Origin of the sequence: Paraglaciecola algarum, from assembly GCF_021532655.1 — a bacterium.
GTDB lineage: Bacteria > Pseudomonadota > Gammaproteobacteria > Enterobacterales > Alteromonadaceae > Paraglaciecola > Paraglaciecola algarum.
Genome location: NZ_JAKGAS010000006.1, coordinates 128,429 through 154,850, shown reverse-complemented (window position 1 = coordinate 154,850; position 26,422 = coordinate 128,429). Strand labels below are relative to the sequence as shown.

16 protein-coding genes and 1 pseudogene are annotated in these 26,422 nt (G+C 40.3%); 4 read left to right on the top strand and 13 right to left on the bottom strand.

The genetic code is table 11. From position 1 onward, the window contains the following. The first annotated feature begins 59 nt into the window (after positions 1-59). Positions 60-1,523 (top strand): sulfatase, encoded by a 1,464-nt coding sequence (locus L0668_RS12275; RefSeq protein ID WP_235312929.1) that lies wholly within the window; start codon positions 60-62, stop codon positions 1,521-1,523. A gap of 174 nt (positions 1,524-1,697) precedes the next feature. Here L0668_RS12275 and L0668_RS12270 read toward each other — a convergent pair whose 3' ends face one another. The 6 genes from L0668_RS12270 to L0668_RS12250 form a co-directional block, all read right to left on the bottom strand. Beyond that, on the bottom strand, positions 1,698-2,537 hold the full coding sequence (locus L0668_RS12270; RefSeq protein ID WP_235312928.1) for a heparin lyase I family protein: 840 nt from the start codon (positions 2,535-2,537) through the stop codon (positions 1,698-1,700). A gap of 98 nt (positions 2,538-2,635) precedes the next feature. Beyond that, positions 2,636-5,038: an alpha-L-rhamnosidase-related protein gene (locus tag L0668_RS12265; RefSeq protein ID WP_235312927.1), complete on the bottom strand. Its 2,403-nt coding sequence runs from the start codon at positions 5,036-5,038 to the stop codon at positions 2,636-2,638. Positions 5,039-5,306: 268 nt separating this feature from the next. Next, complete coding sequence (locus L0668_RS12260) at positions 5,307-6,944, bottom strand: LamG domain-containing protein (protein WP_235312926.1); 1,638 nt, start codon at positions 6,942-6,944, stop codon at positions 5,307-5,309. Beyond that, the gene (locus L0668_RS12255) at positions 6,944-7,537 is read right to left on the bottom strand and encodes a sigma-70 family RNA polymerase sigma factor (protein ID WP_235312925.1); all 594 of its coding nucleotides are present in this window, start codon (positions 7,535-7,537) and stop codon (positions 6,944-6,946) included. Before L0668_RS12255 ends, L0668_RS12260 begins: the two co-directional genes overlap by 1 nt. A gap of 280 nt (positions 7,538-7,817) precedes the next feature. Further along, on the bottom strand, positions 7,818-8,024 hold the full coding sequence (locus L0668_RS20930; protein WP_349815647.1) for a hypothetical protein: 207 nt from the start codon (positions 8,022-8,024) through the stop codon (positions 7,818-7,820). A gap of 732 nt (positions 8,025-8,756) precedes the next feature. Next, positions 8,757-9,644 (bottom strand): polysaccharide lyase, encoded by an 888-nt coding sequence (locus L0668_RS12250; RefSeq protein ID WP_235312924.1) that lies wholly within the window; start codon positions 9,642-9,644, stop codon positions 8,757-8,759. A gap of 717 nt (positions 9,645-10,361) precedes the next feature. On the opposite strand from L0668_RS12250, the gene L0668_RS12245 reads away from it, so the two are divergent. Next, complete coding sequence (locus L0668_RS12245) at positions 10,362-13,547, top strand: TonB-dependent receptor (protein WP_235312923.1); 3,186 nt, start codon at positions 10,362-10,364, stop codon at positions 13,545-13,547. A 57-nt stretch (positions 13,548-13,604) separates the two neighbouring features. On the opposite strand, the gene L0668_RS12240 is transcribed toward L0668_RS12245, so the two are convergent. The 3 genes from L0668_RS12240 to L0668_RS12230 all read right to left on the bottom strand — a co-directional run bounded on the left by L0668_RS12240 (position 13,605) and on the right by L0668_RS12230 (position 17,673). Continuing rightward, positions 13,605-13,928 (bottom strand): cupin domain-containing protein, encoded by a 324-nt coding sequence (locus L0668_RS12240; protein ID WP_235312922.1) that lies wholly within the window; start codon positions 13,926-13,928, stop codon positions 13,605-13,607. A gap of 125 nt (positions 13,929-14,053) precedes the next feature. Next, positions 14,054-15,403, bottom strand: a complete 1,350-nt coding sequence (locus L0668_RS12235) for a BNR repeat-containing protein (protein ID WP_235312921.1) — start codon at positions 15,401-15,403, stop codon at positions 14,054-14,056. A gap of 278 nt (positions 15,404-15,681) precedes the next feature. Then, entirely contained in the window at positions 15,682-17,673 is a 1,992-nt protein-coding gene (locus L0668_RS12230) for a COG1470 family protein (RefSeq protein WP_235312920.1), read from the bottom strand. A gap of 12 nt (positions 17,674-17,685) precedes the next feature. Here L0668_RS12230 and L0668_RS20730 point away from each other — a divergent pair. Next, positions 17,686-17,931 (top strand): annotated as a pseudogene (locus L0668_RS20730) (hypothetical protein); the annotation flags it as partial. Next, positions 17,908-20,136 carry a glycoside hydrolase family 2 TIM barrel-domain containing protein gene (locus L0668_RS12225; RefSeq protein WP_268820354.1) on the top strand — a complete coding sequence of 743 codons (2,229 nt, stop codon included), beginning with the start codon at positions 17,908-17,910 and terminating at the stop codon, positions 20,134-20,136. The pseudogene L0668_RS20730 and the gene L0668_RS12225, both read left to right, overlap by 24 nt. Positions 20,137-20,216: 80 nt before the next feature. Here L0668_RS12225 and L0668_RS12220 read toward each other — a convergent pair whose 3' ends face one another. Genes L0668_RS12220 through L0668_RS12205 form a run of 4 tightly spaced genes read right to left on the bottom strand, consistent with a single transcriptional unit; the run spans position 20,217 to position 26,384 of the window. Next, the gene (locus tag L0668_RS12220) at positions 20,217-20,579 is read right to left on the bottom strand and encodes a hypothetical protein (RefSeq protein WP_235312918.1); all 363 of its coding nucleotides are present in this window, start codon (positions 20,577-20,579) and stop codon (positions 20,217-20,219) included. Continuing rightward, the gene (locus L0668_RS12215) at positions 20,579-22,042 is read right to left on the bottom strand and encodes a BNR-4 repeat-containing protein (protein WP_235312917.1); all 1,464 of its coding nucleotides are present in this window, start codon (positions 22,040-22,042) and stop codon (positions 20,579-20,581) included. The genes L0668_RS12220 and L0668_RS12215 overlap by 1 nt, the downstream gene beginning before the upstream one ends. A 45-nt stretch (positions 22,043-22,087) precedes the next feature. Next, positions 22,088-22,936 (bottom strand): DUF1961 family protein, encoded by an 849-nt coding sequence (locus L0668_RS12210; RefSeq protein WP_235312916.1) that lies wholly within the window; start codon positions 22,934-22,936, stop codon positions 22,088-22,090. Further along, positions 22,929-26,384 (bottom strand): glycosyl hydrolase, encoded by a 3,456-nt coding sequence (locus tag L0668_RS12205; RefSeq protein WP_235312915.1) that lies wholly within the window; start codon positions 26,382-26,384, stop codon positions 22,929-22,931. The genes L0668_RS12210 and L0668_RS12205 overlap by 8 nt, the downstream gene beginning before the upstream one ends. Positions 26,385-26,422 lie beyond the last annotated feature (38 nt).

The window sequence follows — 26,422 nt, the reverse complement described above, 5'->3', positions numbered from 1 at the left end:
TAATAGTCAACGGCTTAAAGGCCCAAAACAGATAATAAATCAGGTATGTGGACAAGAATATGCTGAATAGACGTAATTTTATCATAGGCAGTGCGGGCCTTTTAGGCACTGCATGTACCTCTCAGTTCGAATGGTTAAGTAAATTAAAAAAAGAATATCCCAATGTCCTGATGCTGGCTGTTGACGATCTGAATAATTGGGTGGGCGCCTTAGGTGGTCACCCCAACGCTAAAACACCGAATATCGACCGACTAGCGCAACAAGGCACCACCTTTACCAATGCCCATGCTTCCGCTCCTTTATGTGGCCCTTCTCGCGCCAGTATCATGACAGGTTTAGCGCCCTCAACCACTGGGATTTATGGCCATGTTAACGACGACGACATTAAATCGGCGAATCAAAAAGCCGCTCAATCGATATTTCTAAGCGAATACTTCAAACAACATGGCTACTACACAGCCGCTGTAGGCAAAATATTCCACCAAAAAGTGGCTAAAGGAAGTTTTGATGTATTTGGTGGTCGAGTTAAAGCATTTGGACCTTATGCTCCCAAAGCCTTAAAGTGGAATAACAAAGGCACTAACACTGACTGGGGAGCTTACCCAGAGAAAGACGAACAAATGCCTGATTACGACACCGCAAATTGGCTAGTTGAACATCTTAATATGCAGCACGATAAACCGTTTTTTATCGCCGGCGGTTTTTTACGGCCACACGTCCCTTGGACGGTACCGCAAAAATGGTTTGATATGCATCCAATTGAAGATATTCAATTGCCGCCTTATTTAAAAGGTGATCTAGATGATGTGCCAGAGATCGCTAAACGTATGACCGAATTCAAAATGATGCCCACAACCGATTGGGCGATTGAAAATGGCGAGTGGAAATACATAGTACAAGCCTATTTGGCCAGTGTGTCCTTTGTAGACTCATGTGTTGGCAAAGTGTTAGATGCCTTAGAAAACAGCGAATATGCCGATAACACTGCCGTGGTACTTTGGGGCGATCACGGCTACGACGTGGGTGAAAAGAATCGATTTGCTAAAATGGCTTTATGGGAAACCTCGACCCGCACGCCACTGATTATTAAGCCCCCAAAATCACAAGGTAAAAGTGTTAGCAGCCGCCCGGTCAGTTTATTGGATTTATACCCTACTCTAGTAAAAATTTGTGGTTTGCCAGCAAACCCACTGACCGAAGGCCAAGACATCACGCCTTTATTGGCAAAGCCTGATGCGGATTGGCAGCATGCAGCGGTATCAACCTTTGGGCCCAACAACCATGCAGTAAAAACAGACAGATATCGTTATATTCGTTATGAAGATGGTAGTGAAGAATTATACGACCATGAAACCGACCCAAATGAATGGCATAACTTGGCTGATGATAAAAAGTACAGCACAGTGAAACAGTCAATATACAAATACCTACCCAGTGAAAACGCCCCTTGGTCACCGGTATCCCAATTTAGAAGTAATGATTACTTTAATGCCTTAACCGATAAGGCAGTTAACCCAAAATAAACAAGGTTGTGTAAAAGTTTAACTCTTAGCATTAGGGACTATTTGACTAAACGTTGGATAGGCCCTTTGTCCACAACTAATACCAATTACATATGTCTAAAGTCAGTGCCCTCTGGCTTGTGTGCTAAGTAAACAACTAAGCTCCTCCACAACTCTATTCTTCACTAAACTGACCTACAGCTTAGGCATCACTGTAGCTAAACTAGTACCCAACTTCATATTGTGAAAATAGGCATTGACGTCATATTGGCAAGATCTTTTATTGTACACACCCCATTTAGGGTAAACAAAGCGGCCATCATTGGTACGGTGAAATACGGTTTTTTTATCGTCTGACACTTTTACTTGGTATTCTTTTGATTCAAGGTTCTCTAATATTTGCTGCTCACCATTAAACCAAAACTGCACTAAGCCGCCGAAATCCTCTTTATTAACTTTGATACGGATAACGATAGAAACCCACTCATTTTGTGGCACAGCTTTACGCCATAAAACCGTTCTACGATTATGATACCCCTTGTTTTCAACATAATTAGGGCCCCAAGCATTTAAAGTCAATTCGCCATCATATTCTAAATTAAGGGGGTAGTTTTGGTTGTGTGGACTGGCTGACTTCCATTGAAAAACCGTGACTTCTTTATCTATTTTAGCTTTATCTACTGTGTCAATTTTCCATTGCCAGGCAAGATAAATGTCGTCACCTTCTTTGGGGCTAAAGCTGTCTAGTTGTCCTTCAACTCGAGCAAACTCACCCCGCTTTCTATTGTTCGGTTTATTGATTTTCCAAACTTTACCTAGTTCTTCATCAGATAAAACCTCAACCGTCGAAGCTTCAACATCTTCATGGTCTCCTTTAACTTTGCAATAATCTTGCGGGTAGTTGCCATCATCTAGCCGTTTGAAAAAATTGGTTACCTTAGTACTTTGATCTGGGTCGGCAAACCAAATTACTTTTGCTGAAAGTGGAGCGCTAATGAAGCTAAAAAATGCTAATAATAAGATCGTTTTTTTCATAGCTTTCTCGTTTAGTTATGTACACACAAAACATTTGGGTATACATCATTTATTTAGTCCTTATGCCCTATGTTTTATAACATAGGGGCTAACAAGTTTTATTGATTGGCTTGAATCATCCAAATACCGGCAGCAAATTCAAATTTAAGGTATTTGTCATCTTCCCCGACAAATTTAATACCATTCATTTGTTTAGGGTTCGAGCCTAACGAGATACTTTTCTGCCAAACCGAAGCACCATTAATACTCACGTTTTTGATGTCGAAATACTGCTTTGGAATACCCACCAACGCCGTAGTTTTAGCAGGTGAGTCTAAAGTCATAGTAATTTGTTTATCATCACGTTGAATTTTGAAATCAATATCACCTTGCACACTGGGCACTTGTTGTTTCAGAACTTTCATGTGTGCCATATTCGGCATAATTTGATAGGCTTTCCAAGCTACAGATGTGGGCGCAATCCCCGCAATATATTGACTTAAGATCGTAGCCGGTGCATTCCATGCGTGGTTTTCCGTGCCACCACTTGGTAAATATTCAGCTAAAGTAGATAACTTTGGATTATCGACTTGTTTAGCATAACGTGTTTTCATTCGCGCTAAAGCATCGTCATAACGACCCGCGATGGCCATGGCGTTATAAACCATCCACTCAAAATGTGGACTGGCAAAGTGATTGGGCACTAGCACATTATCAACAATTTTTTGATGCTGTTCTGGTTTGGCTAAACCAAACAAAATAGCAATGGCGTTGGCGCGATCGTCTTTAAATTTTTTAGGATTACTGCTGTAAAATCCGTCTTGCCAATAGTATTTTTGATAGGCATCTTTAATTGAAGCAATACGCTGTTCATACATCGTAATATGGGCACTATCTCCTAATGCCAGCGCCATTTTGCGGGCTGAAACCAAAGCGTTGTAATAGAGTGCATTTTGAATCGCATCATAATCAATGGTGTCTTGTGGGCCCCAGTCGGTCCATTTCCAAGCTCCGGCTCTAAAAGTCGCTAAACCGTTTTCTTTGATATCCCACAAGGTTAGATACTTATGCACGTATGGATAGGCGTAAGCGAGGGTTTCTTTATCACCTGTATTGTAATAATAATGCCAAACCCCTTGTTCGATAAATTGTAAACTTTGCGCAGGTAACTCACGAAAACGCCCAGGGCCTAAACCGGCAAAAATGCCTGATTCAGAATCGCTAAAAGCCATGGTGACTTTGATCGCTTTTTTCAGTAAATCACGACCGGGCTTGTCCATTGAATAAAATAAATAACTGGCTTGGTCAGCCACATCACCAATCCATAAACCGCGCTCGCGGTCGGGGGTATCCATAAAATTGTCACGAGCACAAATATACAAGGTATTTTCGGCCATTTGCCAAATGCGCGAATACCAATCGTCATCAGACTCAAAGTGCCCAGGTGCAGTACCCACACCTGTCCAGCGATACTTTAATGCATGAACAGTCACACCTTTTGGTATGGTGTATTCGATAATTCGACCGTTGGTCCAGGAGTACGATTCGAACTGCTGACGACCTTGTTTGGTGGTATAAAAAGTATCAATGCCACTTCGCGTCATATTCGATTCGACTTTAATTTTCTGTCCTGCTTCAGCTTCAATATCAAAATAGGGGGTGTAGTTTTTATTAAAATCTAACTGACACTTTATTTTTTTGCCGTCGCTGACAAAAGGAAATTTAGAATCTGGGTAGTTAGTACAATTAGCTAGACCATAGTTAGTGAAAGGCGGTATTTCACTCGGAAATAATCCAAAAAATGGTTCACGGGGAGGAAAACGTTTCGTTGTTGGTTCCTTCCACTGAGAATCGTCAAAACCCGGCATATACCAAGCCTGTTTAGTCCAATCTCCCATTGCTTGACTTGCATCATACTTTACGCTCCAAGCGGCAATACGGATTGGGTTTGTTTTAATAAAATCCCGTTGATAAGCCGCGTGATTTATCGCTTTCCATGATTTGTCTGAAACGATAGTTTGCTTGCCAACTTCTGCCTGAAACAGAAAACCACCAGATATAGCGGAGATATGCGTACCTTTAGTACCGTTATCTCCCCAGTACCAAGTTAATGCGGCAATAGTGTTTTTACCTTTTTTTAAGTATTTTCCAATATCGACAGTGTCGTAATATTTATTAGAGGCAATAGCATAATTGTCAACACGTGGTGAAGACTTAACCGGACTTGGGCCACCTGTAAAACCACCTTCGAACACCACTAGCTCACCGTTGATCCACAGCCAATATTTAGTCTCTGCGCTAATGTAGGCAACCGCTTTATCGCTGAGTTGATCAACCGTCACTTCTTTACGAAATGCGACCCAAGTGTTGGGAATGCTGGCTCTTTCATTGCTCCAAATCCAATTGGCAGTCCAACTTACAGAGTTTTCGGTTTTCAAACCACTATCTGCTGCACTCGCCAATGAAGTAAAAAAAATTGAAAAGCTTAAATAAAAAAGCCAGTGGAATTTAAATATGTTCATAATTTTCTCTGATTGATACTACATTGTTCACATTCTGTATAAGGAATAGCGCTGAAAGTAGCTAATTGATACCCCCTAAAAACCAATAAATTTCATAAATTTATGACTCTGTGGTGCCCAAGTAATTTTTAGGTAGATTAAGGAAGACCTTAGGAAGTTTGCCTAGAAAAAAGTACCAATATGAGTTTCGTGGCACCTTTGAGCAGCAAAAAACTCTGAAATATGCATTTCAAAGTCATTTGCATATCGTTAACTTAACCATTCGCACTTATTTTTCAATAAGTTTTGCTGGTATCCCGAACGATGGGACCAGCTCATAAGTAGAATAAGGTGATAAAACCATACGGATTCGCTCTGGTAAAACGATATCATATCCCTCTGTATTGGGTGCCAAACCATAGTAGTTGTAACCTTTTTTTATATTAAGTAGATGATAATTAACTATAAACTCACTTAATGCGAAATCATAAAAAGCGACTTCATCAATAACGTCTGTAAAAACGTTTTGGCTATGTCGATTTTTTGCTGCAGAGTTGCCGATTACAGCGGGACTAGAGCCTCCGCTTACCACTATTGAACCAGGGGGGTGTTGATAAAATGCCACTCTTTTACCATCAAGGTAAATAGCTTTAACACCTGTTGTAGCATTGTAGGTTCCCACAATATGGTGGTACTTACCGTCTTTAATTTCTGCCAAGCTTGGTCGACCATCGCGTCCATCAAGTGATACCTTTAATTCATGGTAACCTTCTCCTAATATGACCAAGCCAAAGTTCAAACTTAGATTAACTTCATCTTTGGGGCTTAAATTAACCTTACTTGTGTCATGTTCAAAACTCAGCAAAATAGCTGGCTCGTCAGTTGGGCGGTTTTGACGGAATATCTCCCCTGCCCCGCCAAATTCACCCGAGTTTTCTGGCCGAATTAATGCTTCGATGGTAACACCATCAACCACAGCAAAAGAACCACTGCCAGGCACTGTACCTCCACCGCTGCCAAGCTCAATATGTGCGGTAGGACTATTATCAAATATAAAAGCACCTTGACCAATCAAACCTTTCACTCTGGTTGCACCTGCAGCGACAACGCCATGGGCGCTGCCTGCAGTATCCATCACTCGATCGCCTTGCCCATTAAAATTCCAAAAGTGCTTAGGCCGCCAACGTAAGGGTACTAATTCCGTTTTTGCTCCGCTAATCACTCTAGGAGCAGGGTATTCTAGCGCAACACTAAGATCATCACCTCTGGATTGAACAATGAACTCCTTGGTGTGCACTATGGTGTTATCTTCGGAAAATGCTTCAAGGGTTATCTTGCCTCGTTTTAGCTTTATTTCTCGACTATTAAATATCTTAACAAGTGAGTTAGGGGCAATATGTAAGGTATCACCATCAATTAGTTTTATTGTAACGTCTTGGTCATTGCTAAAATCGCCGGCAAGTAAGGCACTACCAACTTTCTTTCCGGGATAGGTGGTAGTCACGTTACCGTTAATGATGTGGGCAACAAATGGGGCTGTGCTTCGGTTGAGCATTAACCAGAGTAAACTGAAGATAATCCCGATTAATACCAACAAGGATATAAATATGGGTTTACTTATTATTTTTTTACCTTGTGTTTGTTCATGTTCGTTATCAAGGTTATTGTTGTTTTCGTGTGCAGAGGAATTTGCATTAGAGCGCACAACAACTTCTTCAGTCATTCGTCGGAAAATGACTTCAGTACTACGACGCTTAGATTCACTTAATTGAGCATGCATATTGATGTAGTCGTAGTAGAAATGCTGCGCCTCAAAATTGCCCCGTAACAATTGTTCTAACTTTGCCAATTGCTCTGGTGTGGCACAATCTGAACAGACGGCATCAGCGATCTCTCTAACCTCTGGAAATTGCTCACTTCGCTTCATTACGACGCACCTTGTTTTTTTTGTTCAATACAATCAAATAACCGTTTTCTTACTTTGTGTACGACTTTTCGAATAGCAATAAGAGAGCGTCCTGTATTTGTTGCAATATCTTGAGCTGTTAAATTCTCTATGTAAAAGCTTTGGTAAACTTTTCTCAGTGGTTCAGACAGTAACGCGCAACAGTGCTCTAGATCCTGCCATTTCTGCTCTTGAGTGTTAGTATTGCTTTCAATGATACTGATGTTTTGACTAAATTCTTGTAAGAAATCATCGCTCAACCCCAGCTGATATTTTTTGTTAGCATTTCGGTGATGATTGATGCGATAAAAAGCTATGACATTAGCCCACTTTGAAAATTTGCTACCTATCTCAAATTTGTCAAACTCTTGCCATAAGATCAAACTAGTTTCTTGAAAAATATCCTCAGCTATCGTGTGATCAGAAACAAACGCATGGATGTAAGCATACAAACGTTTTTTATCTGCTTCAAATAACTGGCCGAACTGACTTGCTCGTAACAATTCAGTTTCATTTAACCCTTTTGTATTTGGCTCAGTGTTATTTATTAAGGAAAGGTTATTATTTTCAGGCACGACAAAAGTAAAAAATAAAATAAGATAAGATAAGATTTACATTTATAACACGTCTCTGTATTAAAAAAAACAAGCACTACTTATACGTAAAACAGCCTATAACATTAAAAAATCAACTTGAATTTAAATGAAGATAGTAATAATTGTTACCGCTATTTATCTACTGGCTAGGTAAACCAGTTAATGGGTCTAACATAATTGACTGGAATTCAGGCAGCGGAAATTTTATTTTTTCAGGTAAAGCTCGATAACTTGGCGGCATACCAAAATAATTTAGACCTTATCTAACTTGTTTTACGTGTTGTTGTAATGTGAAAGCAGGCAAAGCAAAATCGTAAAACGCCACTTCGTCTATCACACCGGAAAATGCGCCTTTTTCCCATCGAGTCCATGCCGAATTATTGCCTATTTCTCCTTTTCCTGGCCCCTCACTTAGCACTTTTGAATCAGGATCGTATTGATAGGAGGCAAGTTGTTCTCCATTGATATAAATAGCTTTTGAGTAAGAGTACGTCTGTTACATCCTAGCTAAGTGTGATGTCGTCGAAGTTATCAATTGTTAACTGATACCCCGAGGAGAGTTTCACAGACAATTTGCTTGATGCTCTGTTTTTGCTTCATGCGCTGGACTCAATTTCGATGACATTTACGGGTAAATAGGCGACTCATCTGATAGCATGGGTACATCAGGCGGGTGTAAACTCTTGACCCAGTTGGCTTTCCCTATTTTAAATCATGACACCATTTGAACTCAGCAGAGAATTTGCTTCTGGGATGTTTCATTGCGTTGTCTGACATGGGTATCTATAAATTTAACTACGTAGACACAGACTTCCAGAAAAACGAAAAAAATTTAAGATGTAACAAACGTACGATAACACATAATTTATCTAATAAAGGTATTTGATGTGTAATCTGAAGGCTAAATTAATTAGGGCTAACAACGCTTTTAATACACTTAAAATATAACTAACACTGCACTGACAACAATCCCCCATAAATATTTAGCTACTGAGAATGATTTTTGGGGATGGGAATTGATATAATATATTGTTGAATTTTTTAATTGAAGACGGCTATTGATAATTGTTTAAATCGAATTTTCGAGCAACTAAGTCTATTTATCAACAAACAGAAAACAATTTTTATCCACCTACGTCGCCCCTGAATGGCTATTCAAAGGCGAATTATCAGATATTTTTAATCGAAAATAACTTCATTAGTTACTGATTGACAAACCATTAATCACTTCAAGATTATCCATATAAATGAACGTATCATCTGCTAATGGCACATTTTTGCTATCACTCTTAGAGCCACCATAATAGTTATGAAATGCAATTTTAGAGATTTTAGCTTGGCTTGGTGCTTGGTTGCCGTACTGACTAGGCAGGTCACCAATAAGTTTTAATCCTGATACTGTTTTTTCTAAATTACCATTAATATAAAGCTGAACTTCACCATTTCTCCAAGCTTTACCTGTACCGGCTTGATGAGAATTAACCTTTACATACATCTCAACGTCGACCCAATCACTTTTCGGTAGATAAAGTCCGTCGACTATATGGTGTTTACCAAAACTTCCTACTTGTCTATCTTGGTCATAAATATAAACAGACGGGCGGGCTCTGCCATCGTTTCCAACATTGATATTACCTGAGGTCGATATCCACATTAAACGAACACTCCACTTATCCCACACTGGCGCATCATTTTTATTTCCACCGAAATGAGGACGATCTGGTTGTAGGCCTGGTAACTTACCTTGTAAACGATATTCCCATCGACTACTGGGTGCATAGAAGCTGTATTTTAGGGTAACGTCTCTCTTATTTGAGAAATCGGGGTTTCCGAGAATACTAGTCCAATCATTGCTTTTTAATTGCTTTAGCTTTACACCAGTACCCGAACGGCCATCAAAATTATAAGTTCGTCGTTCAGCTTGTGATGCCCCCTTGTCTAGACTCAAACGGCTAATGGCATTAGTCGATTGAAAGTCGTTAGAATATAAGGTTTGAGCATTTACCGATAACGTTAATACTGATAAAGCAATACATGCAATTATTGCATGGCCAGAACTAGGTTTTAAAAAATTGGTTTTATTCATAATACTTCCTAATTTTATTAACTTCTAGACCAGTGACTTAAGACTTGGACTAGCAATGAGGATTCAAAGCAACTAACTCGGTAGCTACAAGTGAAGTTATATCAGCGAATAGAAATAGATTATTGTGACCTTGGATAACTCTCGCTATACATTCATGGAAACGAACATTAAGGATTGAGACTAAAACCCCGACAAAATATTACAATTACGCTACAAAAAATTAACAACGCTGATATATAGTAAAGCCTTGTCGATTGGATATTGACACCCCTAGCGATTTAAAATAGTGACGTAAATAACTGTTTATTAGTGTCAGTTGTTAAAGCCACACAATTGGATGTGTAACAATACAAGCGATTTTTATCAGCATCAAATAACTCTCCAAAGACGCTCCCTTTAAATACCTTGAGTGGTGTGGGTGATTGTTGCTTTTTAATTCTTTGATCAGTAGACAACCTGAGACCTATTTAAACTTCAATTGCAAAATAATTAGACAAACCATAACGCGCCTCAATCACTTTAAGATGATTAAAGTGATATTGAACCACATCACTCCAAAAAAAATTCAATACCAATCAATAATCTTCAAAAAACATCATTTTAACAAATTTATCATCAAATTAATACAAACAGGGGTATCAGAGTAAAGTCGTTTTGGCTATTCCTTATAGAAGGATAAATTTCCTTCGTCAACATACAAATCAAATAAGAGAGAAAATGATGTATCACAAAGAAAAACATAAAAATCAAAAATTAAGGTTTAAACCCTCAAGAGTAGCTCTAGTGGTAGGCTCAATATTATTATCAACAGCCACTATCGAACAAACTGCATTTGCTCAAGATGTGTCTAATGTCGCTAAAGGAAATGTCACACAAGACGACGTTGAAGTAATTGAAATCACAGGTATTAAGTCGTCGATTGAAGGGGCTTTATTAGAAAAGCGCGCATCCGATATAATTACTGATGGTATATCCGCTGATGATTTGGGTAATTTTCCTGACTTAAACCTTGGTGAAGCACTGCAAAGAATACCCGGGGTCCAAATAGACAGAGAAAACTCTAGGCGTTCAGCTACTATTTCGGTAAGGGGTCTACCAGGAGCCTTTGCATTAACAACGGTCCAAGGACAAGGGATTGCATCGGCTGGTACTGCCGGCAGAAGCGCAAACCCATTTGGTATGTTTGATTCATCCATTTTTAATGGAGCTTATGTAACCAAATCCTTTAGATCTGATATTTTATCAGGTGGTTTATCTGCAAACGTTGACCTTAGAATAAATTCAGCATTGGATCGCAAAGACGGTCAAGTGGTGGTTAAAGCTAGTGCGGGATACGAAGAACTAACTCAAGATATCGTGCCAGAGTTTTTTATGACGGGTTCTAAACATTTTAACGATGGAAAGCTTGGCGTATATGCAACTGCTTCATGGCAAGACATGAGCTTTCGTCGTGATGTAGCAAACATTAATGGTTACAATGTCATTGGAGCTAATGCTTCGCGCGGTTTTGGTCAGTACGCCAATGTGGATAGATCTGGGTTAGAAGATAATGCAGTCTTGATAACCCCACGTGAATATCGCCAAGAATCACAAATTTCTGAAGGCAATAGAATTTCATTTGCCACGGGTTTTGAATACGTTATCAACGATGAGATGAACTTTCGTTTAGATGGTATTTACGCAAAACGTGATTTATCAGCTGCACGAACAAATTTTCTAATTGTTGATTTGAAACGCTCGCCCAATCAAATTACCCAAGTTGGTGATATCACGCCAATCGGCTTGACCAACTATTTAGATCCAAGTAACCCTGACGCACCGCTTCTGCCCACCCATGTGCTGTCGAACTTTGAGTTTGACGACCCCAGTGTAAATATTGAAGATAGAAACTTCCCTACAAGCGAAGAAGTTTATGCTATTTACCCACAGTTTAACTATGAGGGTGAAAACCTCAAAGGCCGCGTAATTGCCACATTGTCTGAAGCCAATAATCTTCGAGCACAAGAGCAATACCGTGTGAGTGTAAACCAAGTTGGAAATAATGCAGATATTGATGATAGTAACGGGATAACAGGCTCTATAAATACCGGTCTTGGCAATTGGGATAACTTCGCTTTTAATTACAATTTACCTGACGGAGCATTAGCGCTGCAAGGCGAGGGAGTTCTGTCCGGAAACGATATTTCAATCAACAGATTAACGGGTCTCACACCACGATTAAGATGTGCAGAGGTTATCGATAACGCTTGTACCCGAGACGCTCAAGGAAACATCATATACAACGAGTTAGATTCTAGGGTAAATAATGGCGTTGTTGTAACTGGTGGTAACACGGCTGCTAGACGAACCTATCAGAGTTTAGGGACAGACTGGGAATACTCATTGTATGATGTGGGCCCAATAACCGGCGTCAAAGTGGGAGCCATGTACACCAAAGAAGAAGGTGAAGCAGCACGAGCAGATAACTCTGCTATTGGCTTAAATACGAGTAATTTTCCTGAGCAAATATTCGGAACCCTAATCGACCAATCAGACTCTATTACAAAAGGTAATGGATACTTTGGAGGTAAGCTACCTGGTGCTGAAATAGATGATTACCTGTCCATTCAAATTCCAGCATTAGTCGACGTTTTATTACCAGTTAACCCTGAAGAAAACACAACCAATGAACCTCTAATTACTGATATTCCATTATTTTCGGATTTAACTCCCTATTATCAACGAGGGCCAAATGCAGTTCAAAGAAGACGAACCAGTAACTTTACATCTGAACGTGAATCCCTTGAAGCCTTCGTTATGGTCAACTTTAGTGGCGACGATTATGACATACCAGTAAGAGGTAACCTTGGTTTACGGTATGTCACTGCTGATATGTCAGGTAGGCTTTTAAACCCTGCTGTTGTTGGCACAGCAGATGTTGAAAACTCATATACTGATATATTACCGTCAGTAAATATAATCTACGATTTAACCGATGATGTCGTGTTACGCGGTGCATATTATGAAACATTCGAAACTCCTGAATTAACAGAGTTTTCTCCAGCACCTACTACAATAGAAATAAGCTTACCAAATGACGATCCTGATTCCGACAATTTTGGTCTAACGAGTGTCACTGCCAATATTACCAGTGTGGATGTTGAGCCTCGTACCTCTAAGGCATATGACTTAGGCTTCGCTTGGTATAACCGCAAAGGCAGTTTAGTTGGACTGAACTATTTTAATAAAGAAGTAATTGGTGATATTGATAAACAAGTTATTTGTCCGAGTGAAGGTATTACTTTGACCGGCGAACTTACTATTCTTCCCAATGCAGCTACAGCAGATTCATTTGAAACTGGAGCACTGTTGCTTGATGGCACAACGTGTAGAATTGATGATGGGTTCACCGGTGAAGACTTAACTCGAAATCGTAGAATTAGAATTGAGCAAAATGTTAATTTAGATGCCGTTACAACAGTTGAGGGTATAGAGTTTCAGATCATTCAAAACTTAGACTTCCTTGATAATTTCTTTAAAGATTTTGGTTTTCAATTTAACTACACTAAAATTTCTAATAGAAACTCTGAAGATAGACCTTTAGATCGCGTTTCTCCTGAAACCTACAATCTCATTGGTTATTATGAAAGAGACAATTATGGAATACGATTAGCATACAATTTCCGTGACGAATATGGCGTACAAGGCGCCAGTACAGCGGTAGTTGGAGAACGTATTGTAGGTGCTCGAGGCCAGCTTGATCTTCAAGCAAACTACAAGTTTGACAACAATATTGACGTTCGCTTGCAAATGTTTAACTTAACAGATGAAGATCCGTTTGAGTATCAAGACACTGAGCTTTTACCCCGTCGTTTGCAATATGATGGAAGAACTGTGAAGTTGAGTGTTCAAAAACGCTTTTAATAAATCATTAAAAATAATGGGTAGACATCTAGATTGATGTCTACCCAGTTTTGTTCTTTAGGATATAAAATCTTTACGCATAGGCGTAAAGTTATCAATCAATACGCCAGCTTCTAAACATACACACCCGTGTTCAATTTTAGGTTCTTTGTACATACTGTCACCGGCTTTTACTACTTTAGTTTCGTCTCCAATAGTAAATTCAAACACTCCAGACTGTACATAAGTTAATTGCTCATGCGGGTGGTTGTGCATAGGGCCTATTGCACCTTTTTCAAAGTGCACTTCAACTGTCATAATGTTGTCGCTATGTGCTAAAACTTTGCGTGAAACGCCAGCACCTAAATCTTCTAGTTTTACATCATCACCCATTACAAACATGTTATCGCCTTAATTTTATTTAGTTATGTTATTAGTCGCTCAATAGCACGGCTACCTAATGCAGATAACCCTGGTTAGTTTTATAACGATCTTGCCGAAGATGGCATTACCGTTATTTTATATTGCTATTTATCGTTATTTTTTAACACCTTATGAACTCTAAGGGTAGTAGGAGCAGGGATATCGGCTCTGGCTTGATCCCTATTGGGTTGTAGTGCTTCCCAACTTAAAAAATATTCTTTTGATGGTTCTGTTTGCTCTTTCATAAGTGGTAAAACCCGTAAAGGAATATCATTTTTTAGATCGTACTTAACAATTGATTTTGGTAGTGGTTCTTCAATAGGTCCCCCCGAGATAACCGCTAAGTTTTTATTGTCTAACACCCATTCCCAACGCACGTCTCGCCAAACGGCTGACACGACAATATTATTTTGCTTATTCACAAAAGCGGGTTCTTTAGTAATGATGGGCAGATCAAGCGCTCCGCTCTTATCTAACTCCACACGCGAGTTTTTCCAATTAGATACTTGCTTTTTGTGCCATTGGTTATTTTCTCGTCGAAGCAGATATACTTGGGTTTGCCCGTTTGCATCATATTTTTGATAGGTGACAAGCGCTTGACCATTCCCATCAAAACCTATGGGAGTGCGACCATTTAACAAACCACCATGCTCAGGTATTGGATCAATAATTTCACCACTGCTGAGTGTAATGGGCAGTTTTATTTTTTTGCCTGTTGAGGTCTCCCAGTTCACCAGATCTCGGCTACGGGCATAAGACAGATCATGATTTGATGAGGCTTTAGGTGTCTCACGCCAAACAAAAACAATATGTGCAACTCCGTCTGGGCCGATGACCGGGCCAACTGGATAAACACTGCGTATATCTTCTCCATCTAATAACACGCTTTCATGTAAATGCGTCCAATTACCTTGTTTTGCATTCCAGCGGTTGTAGAACCACTTTCCCTGTCCACTAGTACCGTCTCTATATTTGAATATCAAATTGCCATCTGGCGCCTTAAAAAACTCTGGGTAAGTCATTTGTTGTTCATATTGAGAGTCAACCATAACGCTAACTTGCGTTAGGGTGCGAGGATCATAAGGCTCAGTCGATCTAAAATAAACCAGAGCGTTAGCGTGCAAGTTACCCACAACATGAATTATGCCGTTTTTATCAAACGCGGCTTCAACCTTGTTGTGTGCATCCCACCCTAAAAAACTAGGCAGCTTGTGGTATTGCCAAGGCCCGCCATTTATATCACCCATTTCTCTAACTGCAACACTCATCTGACGAGATGAATCATAGTAAGCAATCATTTGATGCTTGCTCTGACTGACAAAATCAAACCAAACCCTTTGTCCTGCCCAAGCCCAATCTATCGCTTGAACATCAGGTTCTTCAACATTCATATCTTGGGCATAAATGTTCATCGAATTGATTAGTATTAATATAACCGTAATAAGTCGTTTCATTGGACCTCGCGTATTATTTAGTGGCAATTTATTTAAAAATGAATGCTCATGTGAGTTGAGCAAATAAGACAATAGTATTCAAATAAGTTCATGATGTTTGTCTGCTAAACGCTTTGATTTATTAGATAAGCTAAAAAAGTGCGATTAATATATTATTGTCTCTAAAAGGAATAGCGCTGAAAGTAACAAACTGATACCCCTAATCAGCGCAGGATAGACCTATAATTGAAAAATAATTTATTGTTATACAGTCAACATAGTTAATATTTTTACTATGTCTATACGCTTACTTTTCGACGCAGTACATACGCCCTAAACCAAATAAAAGCACTCATTATTAACAGCATTAAAATTGAGCTAGAACCGTCTCCGCTCGAGTCTGTTTTAGGCGCAGGAGTTGGCGTAGGTTGAGGTGTCGGCGCGGGTTCAGGCTCTGGTGCAGCAACAACAGTAATATTCATCACTGTAGAGTTTTCAACGTAGCCATCACTTTGTGTGGTATGAGATTTAATTTGATAAGTACCTACAGCACTAGGCTGCCAATTAAATGTTGCTTCACTATCTGTATTTTGCTGAACTACTTCATCATTAATTAATATATCTAAGTTGGTGATACTGCCGTAATTCGTGCTTGAAGTGGCAGTTAAACTCACTGATTCACCCAATTCTGTTACATCACCGCTACTGATACCGGTGGTGACCTGTAACGGCGCACCTTCAACTTTAATTTTTATCGACGCTTGTTTTTCAGTACCATCAACTGCTTTTGCCGTGGCAACAAGGTTATAACCACCCGGTAAACTTGGAGACCATGCTGATTTAAATGGGGCAGCATTGAGAGTATTAATGGTTTGTTCATTATGTGAAAAGGTAACAGATTCTATCTGACTAGAGGTATTCAATACCTCAGCAGTCAAATTAATGGTTTCACCTATTTGATAAACGGCGGTGTTTTCGTCTGTGCTCATGTCTATGCTGAACAAATCAACAGGCACGATTGTATCGTTTAAAGTGATTTTATTAATAGATAAAGCCGGTAATACAATGCCTCCACCAACCAGAGGTTCATCGGTTAACGGATCTTGGGAGATAGGCATTTCACGCTCTTCACCCACCGAGTCAAATTTCATGGTTTGATGAGAAATGCCGCCAGAATAACTTGTACCGTCGACCTTTATAGCAAAAGGCGCAGCCTTGTTAGTTTTATTTAATACTAACAACTCCATATGCTCATCTTTCATTACTGCTCTTGCACTAACGGCTTGTACGTCGTGCTCTAAGGTCACACTATCGGATGTGCTTTCAAGCAAAATACTGTCTTGTAATACAGAGCGCATAATTTGATGGGCAGAGCAAAAGGCGGTTTTAATTAACGGGTATTGAATTCTGGGACGCATGACCCCTGATGGTGACTCATATTCTTCCCATTTTAAGAATGAGTTTAATTGACCATTCACGCTATACCAGTTAGCACGTTCGTAACGGTTTTGGTTTTCACTCATAAACATATACACATCGGTCATACCAATAACAGATGCTGCATTTGGCCCGCCAGAATTAACGCCCCATTCAGATAACCAAATAGGTTTGGTAGGGGCCACTAGTCCAGCATAATCATCAACCGAAGCTGCAATATGATGACGGGCAGTTAAAGCATCCGAATAAGCCCCTTCAGGACTCGCGGCGTCATCAGGATCACTGCCAACATAGGTATGCACTGTGACTGCATCAAAATAGCTTAAATCAGTGGTTAAGTCTTGGTTCCAATTAGGGTTTGCCCAATTATCACGTCGTAATAACGGCACTGATACTTTAATATTGGGATCAATAGCCTTTAAAGCCGCAGACATAGATTTTGCACGTTTGATATAGTCTTGTGTATTGGGAATGATCGAACTTCGTTGACCAGGATAAAAGTTCTCATTACCCATTTCTATGGCGTTAACTTCAAAGCCTCGAGATATTAAGTCGTTATACCGGGCGACAGAAACAGGACTGCCATTGTCAAAGTCTGCCCCATCAGCGCTCATGTTAAAGGTCCATAACATGTCGTAACCTTTACCCATATTTGACTTTCGAATAGTGTTTAAATCAGTTAACCCATCAATGCCAATTTGAGTAGGTAATGATTCAAAAATTTTCAAATTAGCTAAGTGATCAATTGCTTTATTTTTGATAGAGCCGTCAACATGTAAATATTGGAATTTTTCAGTACCCAAAACACGACTTTTATCTAATTCCCAATCATACCAATTGGCCCATAAACCCAAGTAAAAACCGCATTTGAGCTCAGTAAAAGTGTTAAAAACTCCAAGGATTATGCATTGCGTTATCGTGTGGTTGATCAAGACGGTACCGAAGTATTAAACGGAGGATCAGCACTTAGCAAACTTAAAAAACAAGACAAATACGAATTTTCATTTGAACTAGCCAACGCAAAACGCTGGAACCCACATGCAGCTTACCTATACAACTTAAGTGTAGACATATTGCACAAAGGTCAAATGATCGATAGTGACAATACAAACTTTGGCGTACGTGACATAGCTTGGAAAACCGATACTGGTTTTTGGATAAATGGTAAAAACATCAAAATTCAAGGTGTTGCCGAGCACTACGAAGGAGGCCCAGTCGGGGGCGCTTGGACCAAACCTTTATTGCGTTGGAAACTGCAACTGTTAAAAGACATGGGCGTGAATGCCATTCGTCTTGGGCATAACCCCTACCCGCCTATGTTTTATGAGTTAGCGGACGAGTTAGGTTTAATGCTAATGGACGAAATTTTTGACGGCTGGAAACAAAAAGCCTTACACGACTATGGCGCACATCACTTTGATGACTGGTGGAAAACAGATTTACAAGAATGGGTAACCCGTAATCGCAATCATCCATCCATTATTATTTACAGTGTGGGGAACGAAACACACGGCGAAATTGCTCCTGAGTTAGTGAAAGCGGTAAAAGAGTTTGATCCAACACGTTTGGTCACCTCTGGTTCAACCAACAAAGATGGCATGGACGTTTTCGGTATTAATGGCGGCTCTGAAGGAAAAAGCTTTTTTGAACGCCGTTTTGATCTGCCATTTGTTTCAACAGAAGCACCACACACCTGGCAAACACGGGGCTACTACCGCACCCAAACTTGGTGGCGAGATGGCCCCAAAAGCAATACATTTGATTTACCTAATATTACTGACAAAGAGATTTTCTTTTACGACTGGAAAGATCCAAAAGACTGGGTAAATCAAAAGCAACACTTAAACTCATCATACGACAATGCAACTGTGCGTATTAGCGCGCGCAAAAACTGGGAAATGGCCCGTGATTTACCCCACCACTCTGGACACTTCCGTTGGACGGGTTTTGATTACCACGGTGAAGCAGGCTTAGCCCATGGTGGTTGGCCATTTATCGCCTTTATGGGCGGTGCTTTAGATTTAGCCGGTTTTAAGAAAGACCTATTCCACCTATATCGTAGTCAATGGCTAGACAAACCATCACTGCATATATTACCCAGTTGGACTCACCCAACGATGAAAAAAGGTACAGAAATTCCAGTCTGGGTGTATTCAAACCTAGATGAAGTGGAATTGTTCCTTAATGGCAAATCATTAGGTCGAGACAAACCAGGAAGTAAAGCAGAAGAAATGCAATGTGAATGGCTGGTACCTTGGCAACCGGGAAAAATTACAGCAGTAGGCTACAAAAACGGCCAAAAGGTGATGGAACAATCCTTAACCACAGCTGACGCGCCAATAGCGTTACAACATCAAGTAGAAGTGTTTGATGCAGAATCTGGTTTTGACACCGCCAAAGTGATCTCAAGCCAAACTGTAGATAAAAACCAGACTTTCTACCCTTATGGTGCTCATAATGTGTATTACCACTTTACAGATGGGGTAAAAGTAAAAGCATTAGAAAATGGCTCTCCCTATGAACACACCAATCGTGTACGTGCTAACTTCCGCCCATTGTTTATGGGTAAAAACCGCGCTTTTGTCGAGGTTAAATACCCACAAGCTGCTGAATACGCCACTATAGGCGCTATTGTTGGTGACGAAGCATTACGTTTGTCTGACCAAGTTAGTATTGACGTGCAAAACCTACCGTTAACGAATAACGCCCGTAATCAAAAACAACAAATAGACATTGTCTACGCAATCAATGACGCCTACTCGACTAATATGCAAACCTATGACAAACCTTTTAAGGTTAAAAATGGTGACACGGTTTATGCAAAAGTATTGGTTAACGGCAAGCTTGCCTTAACTATGCAACAAAGCTTTGGTAATGGCGTAGGTATTTTCTGGGGAGATGAAAACTCAGCTAATATGTGGATTGGTCGCGGATTGTCTATGCAAGGTGAAGCAGCTGAATATAAAGGCGGGGCTGTAGCTGTTACAGGCGCACATGGCCTGCATGGTGGAGGCTATGGTACCTTCAACAACAAAGAAGGAAGCATGTACTGGTATCACGAAAATGATGGCGAAGAAGGCGTATATAAAGCCGTTTTCCGTTACACCCACAATGATAAAAACTCCAAACGACCGTTGGCGATTTATATCAACAATAAGAAAGCAACTGTGATTGAATTTGAACCCACTGGTAGCTGGGATAGTAAATGGAGTGAACAAGCTATTGCTGAGTTCACTTTGGTCAAAGGGGCCAACCACATTGAGTTTAGAACCATAGGTGAAAGTGGCCCAAGTATCGATCAATTCAGCTTGGAATAAACGGTTTCACTCAAAATAAAGCCCGTTGTTTTTGACTAAACAACGGGCTAGTGCAAAAATATCCCCTTTTATCTAGCAAACTACTGTTCTACATAAGAACCGTCATTGCTTACAAACACAGGGCCAGTGATGGTATAACGTTGACCATCTTTCCATGCCATTGTGGTAAAGGATATCAAGTTTCCATTAGGTTTATCAGCCAACCATTTTGATGGAAAGGTTTGTATTTTCTCATATTGTTCTTTCTCGGTAATTCTTAATTTTCCGAGATTAGCGTTTTCAATACGACTCACATTCGTAGCAATACTATTGGCGATAACAAAGCAAACTGTCTGTTCTTTCGAGTCACAAAAAGCCAACGCAGTTTTATCGCTATTCCAAAGGATCTCGCTAGCCAATGTGGTTATAGGAAAGATGACGAATAATACCGATATCTTTTTCATTAATTTTTACTTAATGAAGCCCGCTTGATAGGGCCATTGTCGCCTACTAAGTACATGCGCCTAAAATCGGTTCCCTCGGGTTTTTCAGCAATAATTATTCGGGCATCAGGGTGGGCATTACGGATAAATGAGCTAGCCGCGGATCCTGGGCTGTCTAAATTACTTAATGATTTAGGCCGCTTACCACTTGTTTCATCTGGGATGATCACTAAGTCATCTTTAAATTTAAGTAACTCTTCACCAGCTGTAAAACTATTACCGCCATCGTTACTTTCCCACCAGCGTACTATGGTTTTATCGGTTTTGGGGTCGATGCCACTTAATAAAAATCGAACGTTATTATTCGAGCTTTCAAAGTCTCCTCGGCCAATGGGTAATCCACTTGAAAAACTGCCTGCCCATTCTTTGCCTGTCCACCTAAAATAACGCGCGTGTTTAGGCCCACCTATTTGCCAGCCAATGTCTTTACCCACATAAGCTGAAATATGCGGGTTACCTTGGACATCAATTTTTGTGGTGCCGTTAAATGTCCACATATCACCTGTGTCTACAGCAAGCGTTTTTTGGTCAGCCACGCCTTTAGTTAATGGAACAGTTAGTTTTTCATCCTTAACATTTTGCCAAACACCCGTTTGGGTATTAAAGGTCATAAAATACAGATTTTTACGCTCTGTTGAGTGCCCTCCTCTATTATTCCTAGGTGCATCTCTGTCCCAACAATAATGATAATCAAAACCCACCACTATCTCGTTATTCAACCCTTTAGACACATAGGCATACCAACTGTCTGTACCTATATTATCTTCTCGTCTTTGGTGTTTCAGAAATGCCACAGGCGATGCGAAAGTGCGGCCATTATCGGTAGATTTTTGATATACCCAATCGGCTCGATGCGCACCATGACGATAGAATAAATAAATGTCACCGTTGTCCATTTTAATGGCTTGGTTATAGGTGCCAAAAGGGGCAATGTTATCTAAATCTTGCCATTCGCTAATGTCGTAAGGCTTTTTAGATACCGCATGTTTGTTTTCCCCTGAATGGTCACCTGCACCAAATTTATTTTCACCATGTAGTGCTTTAACCCCACCATGTCCGCCATAAAATATATGGATATAACCGGCATCATCAATCAGTAGAGTTGGTTTACCGTGACTATCAATCTTTTTAGTGGGATCTTTACCTAAAATACTAATGCCCGCTTTAAACGGACCAAACCATTGTTTTTTGTTGTGATCATAAGCTGCCACATGGGGATCTTCTTTTGTGCCTTGGTAAGCAACGTAAGTAACGCCGTTTCGGTATTCACCAGCCGGATGTTGCACCACAGCCACCCCTTCTCCGTAACCATTTTCAGCAAAATAATCCACTGCGCTTGTCGGTGAACTTTCCGCCATGCAGTGATTGATGTTAGCTAAACTCACTGCAAGACATGTAGCCTTAAAAAGGTTTAAAAATCTCATCATTATTTCCTATATGTACTTATCATTAAATTTCTTGTTAAAACCCTATCGGGTATACACCTTAAAATTGTTATAAATGGCTTGTCTGGTATACATGTGACGTAAACCGACTCGGCCAAAATCCACTTGACCACGCTTAGGTATGGCCCAAGTGAAAACCTTAGTTTTTGATCTATCTTGGTCTTTGGGACGCACTGAAAAGCTTAATAAATCTAGCGTTTTTTCAACCTCAATTTTGTACACCACGTCCTTCTTAAACAAACCTGTATTGTAATAACTCGGTGGCACTTCCATACCCTTAAATCCGAGTTCAGAGTGCACTGGATAAGCTCTGGCTCTTACATAATCTTCATTTGGGTTTTCATTTGTCTGACCATAAGCGGCGTAACTTATATGCAGTAGCTTCATACGATTAAAGTATGACCTCATGGAAGGAATTTGACGTTCTTCAGCCCAGCTCAAAATATCTTGGTTAGCATCACCAATACCCGTCGCTTGGATATACAAAATGTTAACCATCTTGTGTTCATCATCAATTTTAGTGAAGTCATATTCAATTTTAATATCACCAGCGAACTCTTGTTTGGTCCATAACACTAGATGATGAGCATCGTTCTTAGCTTCGGGCCCAGCTTCTATTTTTAAGCCTTTACTAGTATTGGTGACTTTGCCGATACGCCCATCTAAGAACCAATTATTCTGCCAAGGTGTATTGGGGTCATTCGAAAACTTAAGTTTCCAGCCATCTTTACTAGGTTTAGATCCAGATTTAGCCTCAACTTGATCCTGACTCAATCCAGAACAACTCATTAACGCAAAGCTAACTAACACCACCCCAAAAATGTACTTTAAGAATGGCTTAGTCTTGCAGTTGTTCTGATTGAAATCATTCAAAATAACGACCTTCTTTAATGGTTATTTGAACCGGCCCAATCAAGCCAGACGATACTCTAGGTTCATCATCTTGCATAAAGCGTTGAGTACTAAAGGTTAGTCTTTGTGTTTCTGGCTGTGGCTTATTATCGGTATACCATTTCGGCATTTTAACCACAGGATCTTGCCATCTGGCGATTTCAAAGCCTGAGGTATCTGGTAACTTTCTATCAGCTAACAAACGGTTTACCCATAAATTAGCCACTTTGATTTCTAGTTTGTTTTCACCCGCTTTGGCGTATTGGCTGATATCTAAAGTGTAAGGAGCTTTCCAAGCGGTGCCCACCAAGTTTCCATTTAAAGTCACAAGTGCTGCCACATCGACTTGGCCTAAATCTAGATTTAGCTGCACATTGTCGACTAGGTACGACTCTGGTAAAACAATGGTTTTTCGATAGGTGGCGATGCCTGAGTAATCACGAATAGACTGCTCTGGGTGTTGGTTCCAGTCAATAAGTTGCTCAAAGTCAAAAGTTTGTTCTAGGCCATAAAACCCTTCAAAACTCACCGACCATGATCCATCAATGGCAAGACTTTTAACGGGTGCAGTTAAAGTTTGTAGTTGATTTTTCTCATTTAGTAATACTTCTATGTCTTGATTGATAACCAGTGACGGAGGTGCAGGTTCAACTGAAGTTGCTGACTGACTAAACACCACAAACACCGACTCGCCAGCATCTAAACGAAATGGCACATGAGTTTTCCCTTCTGATGTATATGATGCAAAAGCACCTAACTTTTTAACGGCACCTGTTTGTGCATCCCATAATTCAGGAATTTTGCCTGCAACATTAAAAGTCGCGTCAAACAATTTTCGCTCCGGACTGTCGTTATACACAAAGTAAATATCCTGCTGCGGAGTTTTACGATGGGTAAAATAAAACGGCCTAGCGTCTTTTAAAACAAGATCAAAATTCCAATCATGTTTTGCAAATATCTGCGCCCAATCTACTTGTTGATTAGGAGTCTGGTTTAACCAATGCTTTTCACCGCTATGGCCATGACTGGTTTTTAAATCTATGGCTATATCGTAGGTAGTTGGACGGGACCATATTTCTTTGACCATAGCGTCAAATTGACTTTGCTGCTGGGGGGTAACGTTTCGACCTGCTAATTTTTGAATTGGGTCACCAATGATCACTGCCCCTTGTTTGGCTAATTGATAGAGCTTTTCTACCGTAGAAAAGTTTAAGATATGGTGATTGTCTAAGACTAATATTTTGTATTCACTGCCATGGGGCAAAGTGATTAAGCCGTTATTTACAGTTAATTGCTGCAATACCTCAGTGTTCAAACAATCGTAATTGATATGGGTTGGCATCACAGACGCTAAAGCATCTTGCTCTGGACACACAGTAGGCGTGGCATCGCCTAAATACCACAAGACATCAGCTACTTCATGACCTTGGCGTAACAAATGCTGGCCTCGAGCTATGTATTTAAACCAAGCTTTTCCGGCACTATCCCACCAAGGCTGAGTGCGATCTAAGTGCGCCCCCCAACGATTCATAGTCATACCCGGCATCACATGGGTATTAGCTTGATGAGCAAAACGATGAAATACGTGTTGGTTGACCCCAAGGGCCCAGCTTTTATCGCCATCGGCTTTGCCAATCGCAGGATGAAACAACCAGTTATTCTCTGGAAATTGAGTAAAGGCTTCGGCTGCAACAATGGGTTTATTATATATATTAGCAGTTGAACTGGAGGCTGAAATTCTAAAGTTTTCGCGCTTAAGCCAAAACTCACCCATAGGTAAGTCAGCCTTGCTAGCTACATCTAACTCGTTAAATGGGCCTGAACCATAGGGTTCCAAGTAAGTTTGTATACCATCTTGGTTGGCCAATTCTGTAAAGTAACCGTAGTAATTTTCGGTTATAAGTTGATTGTTTAAATCTCGGGTATCCCATAAGACTTTTTCTGATATATCTGCAGAATCGACGAACTTACCTGCAAATAGTGGTAAGAATGGCACCAAATCATACCCAAACCTTTCTTTAAAGTGTTGCTCGTAACCTTGGGTCCAGTTTTGTGCGCCTACTTCATAACTGTCGATTTCAAGGGTATGCAAAGCGTTAGGTGCCACTTCTTTCACTTTGTTAATTACGTTTGTGACGTAAGCATCATAATGAGTTTTAAATGAAGCCTTACTAAATTTATCCACTTCTAAACCCGTACCTTCACGTGATGCAGGAATATTCACCGCACCAGTACTGGTAAAACCAAAACGCATAATGGTCCAATTTCCCGCTGGTAACTGCGTGTTTAACGTGCCGTCTGGCTTGAGCTGGTCAGTGAGATTGCGTATCTGTGCTGGGTTAATAATGAGTGCTTTATCGACTCTGCCAATCTCACCTAACTCTTGAAAATCTGAACGACTAGCTGATGTGCGGCCAAGGTAATTGTGCATAGTTGGGGTTGACGATAAGTTTACTTCTTTCACGTGCACGGTTTTGTTTGTGACTAGTCGAAAGTGTTTAGCTGTTATGCCATCAAACGCTTCATCTAATGCGTAAGTAGTTTTGCCTGGGCGGCGCAAAGTTAATGCTTGTTGCTCTGTAAAGTTTTGACCGTCATTGGAAGTATGTAAGCTAAATTCTAGACCACGGCCTTCATGGATCAACATATCAACTAAACGCAAAGTATAGGGCTGCGAATAGGAAAACTGCAACCAGGCTTGCTTGTTCTGTGTTGCGGTTAACGCACTGTAATCTTCTAAATTACTGTTGCGGGCAATCTTTAAATCAAAATTAGGATCAGAGGCCGTCACCACTGGTTTTATACTGGCATCAATCAATTCAGTGGCTAATGACGGATAGGCAATCACAGCTACATCTTGATAATAATCAAAACGTGAAAAAGGCTGAGCTAATTGCAAGTTTATCTCGCCACCTTGCACCACTGTTTCATTAAAAGTTAAGTGTTTCATTGAATGTTCTGGTGTTATCCAAGGGCCACCACTTGATGTCCAGCCATCACAATTGTGCATACCAAAACTTAACCCTAAACGTTGTGATTCTTTGGCTAAATGGCCAATTAAATCAATATGTTCAGTTGAATTAAATTTAACATTGCCTAAGGGTACACCTTGGGTCACATTAAATAACAAGGTGCCACCAATACCTGCATCACTAATCGCTTCTAAATCTTTAGTGATACCCGCCGCCGACATATTGCCACTCATGGCATGTAACCAAGTTAAGGGTTTGGAACTATGGGGCGGATTTTGGAGTTCGGCCTTTAAAGTTGCATAGTCAACAGGAGCATAGTGACTAATTTTGTGAGACGGAGCTTGTTCAGCAATAGGTGCGGTTATAGGCGCAGGCTCCCCCAGAGGCTCATTGCCACAAGCGGCTAATAAGGTTAAGCCTACTAAAGAGGCCGACCAGCTTAATTTAGGATTCTTCATTTTTATTATCCATTCCTTTAAATCACTTCATGCACCGA

Coding starts and splice junctions, on each gene's coding strand:
- L0668_RS12245 (WP_235312923.1), top strand. CDS start 10,362: ATGATGTATCACAAAGAAAAACATAAAAATCAAAAATTAAGGTTTAAA.
- L0668_RS12235 (WP_235312921.1), bottom strand. CDS start 15,403: ATGAAACGACTTATTACGGTTATATTAATACTAATCAATTCGATGAAC.
- L0668_RS12225 (WP_268820354.1), top strand. CDS start 17,908: ATGATCGATAGTGACAATACAAACTTTGGCGTACGTGACATAGCTTGG.
- L0668_RS12205 (WP_235312915.1), bottom strand. CDS start 26,384: ATGAAGAATCCTAAATTAAGCTGGTCGGCCTCTTTAGTAGGCTTAACC.
- L0668_RS12265 (WP_235312927.1), bottom strand. CDS start 5,038: ATGAACATATTTAAATTCCACTGGCTTTTTTATTTAAGCTTTTCAATT.
- L0668_RS12275 (WP_235312929.1), top strand. CDS start 60: ATGCTGAATAGACGTAATTTTATCATAGGCAGTGCGGGCCTTTTAGGC.
- L0668_RS12270 (WP_235312928.1), bottom strand. CDS start 2,537: ATGAAAAAAACGATCTTATTATTAGCATTTTTTAGCTTCATTAGCGCT.
- L0668_RS12220 (WP_235312918.1), bottom strand. CDS start 20,579: ATGAAAAAGATATCGGTATTATTCGTCATCTTTCCTATAACCACATTG.
- L0668_RS12260 (WP_235312926.1), bottom strand. CDS start 6,944: ATGAAGCGAAGTGAGCAATTTCCAGAGGTTAGAGAGATCGCTGATGCC.
- L0668_RS12215 (WP_235312917.1), bottom strand. CDS start 22,042: ATGAGATTTTTAAACCTTTTTAAGGCTACATGTCTTGCAGTGAGTTTA.
- L0668_RS12250 (WP_235312924.1), bottom strand. CDS start 9,644: ATGAATAAAACCAATTTTTTAAAACCTAGTTCTGGCCATGCAATAATT.
- L0668_RS12240 (WP_235312922.1), bottom strand. CDS start 13,928: ATGTTTGTAATGGGTGATGATGTAAAACTAGAAGATTTAGGTGCTGGC.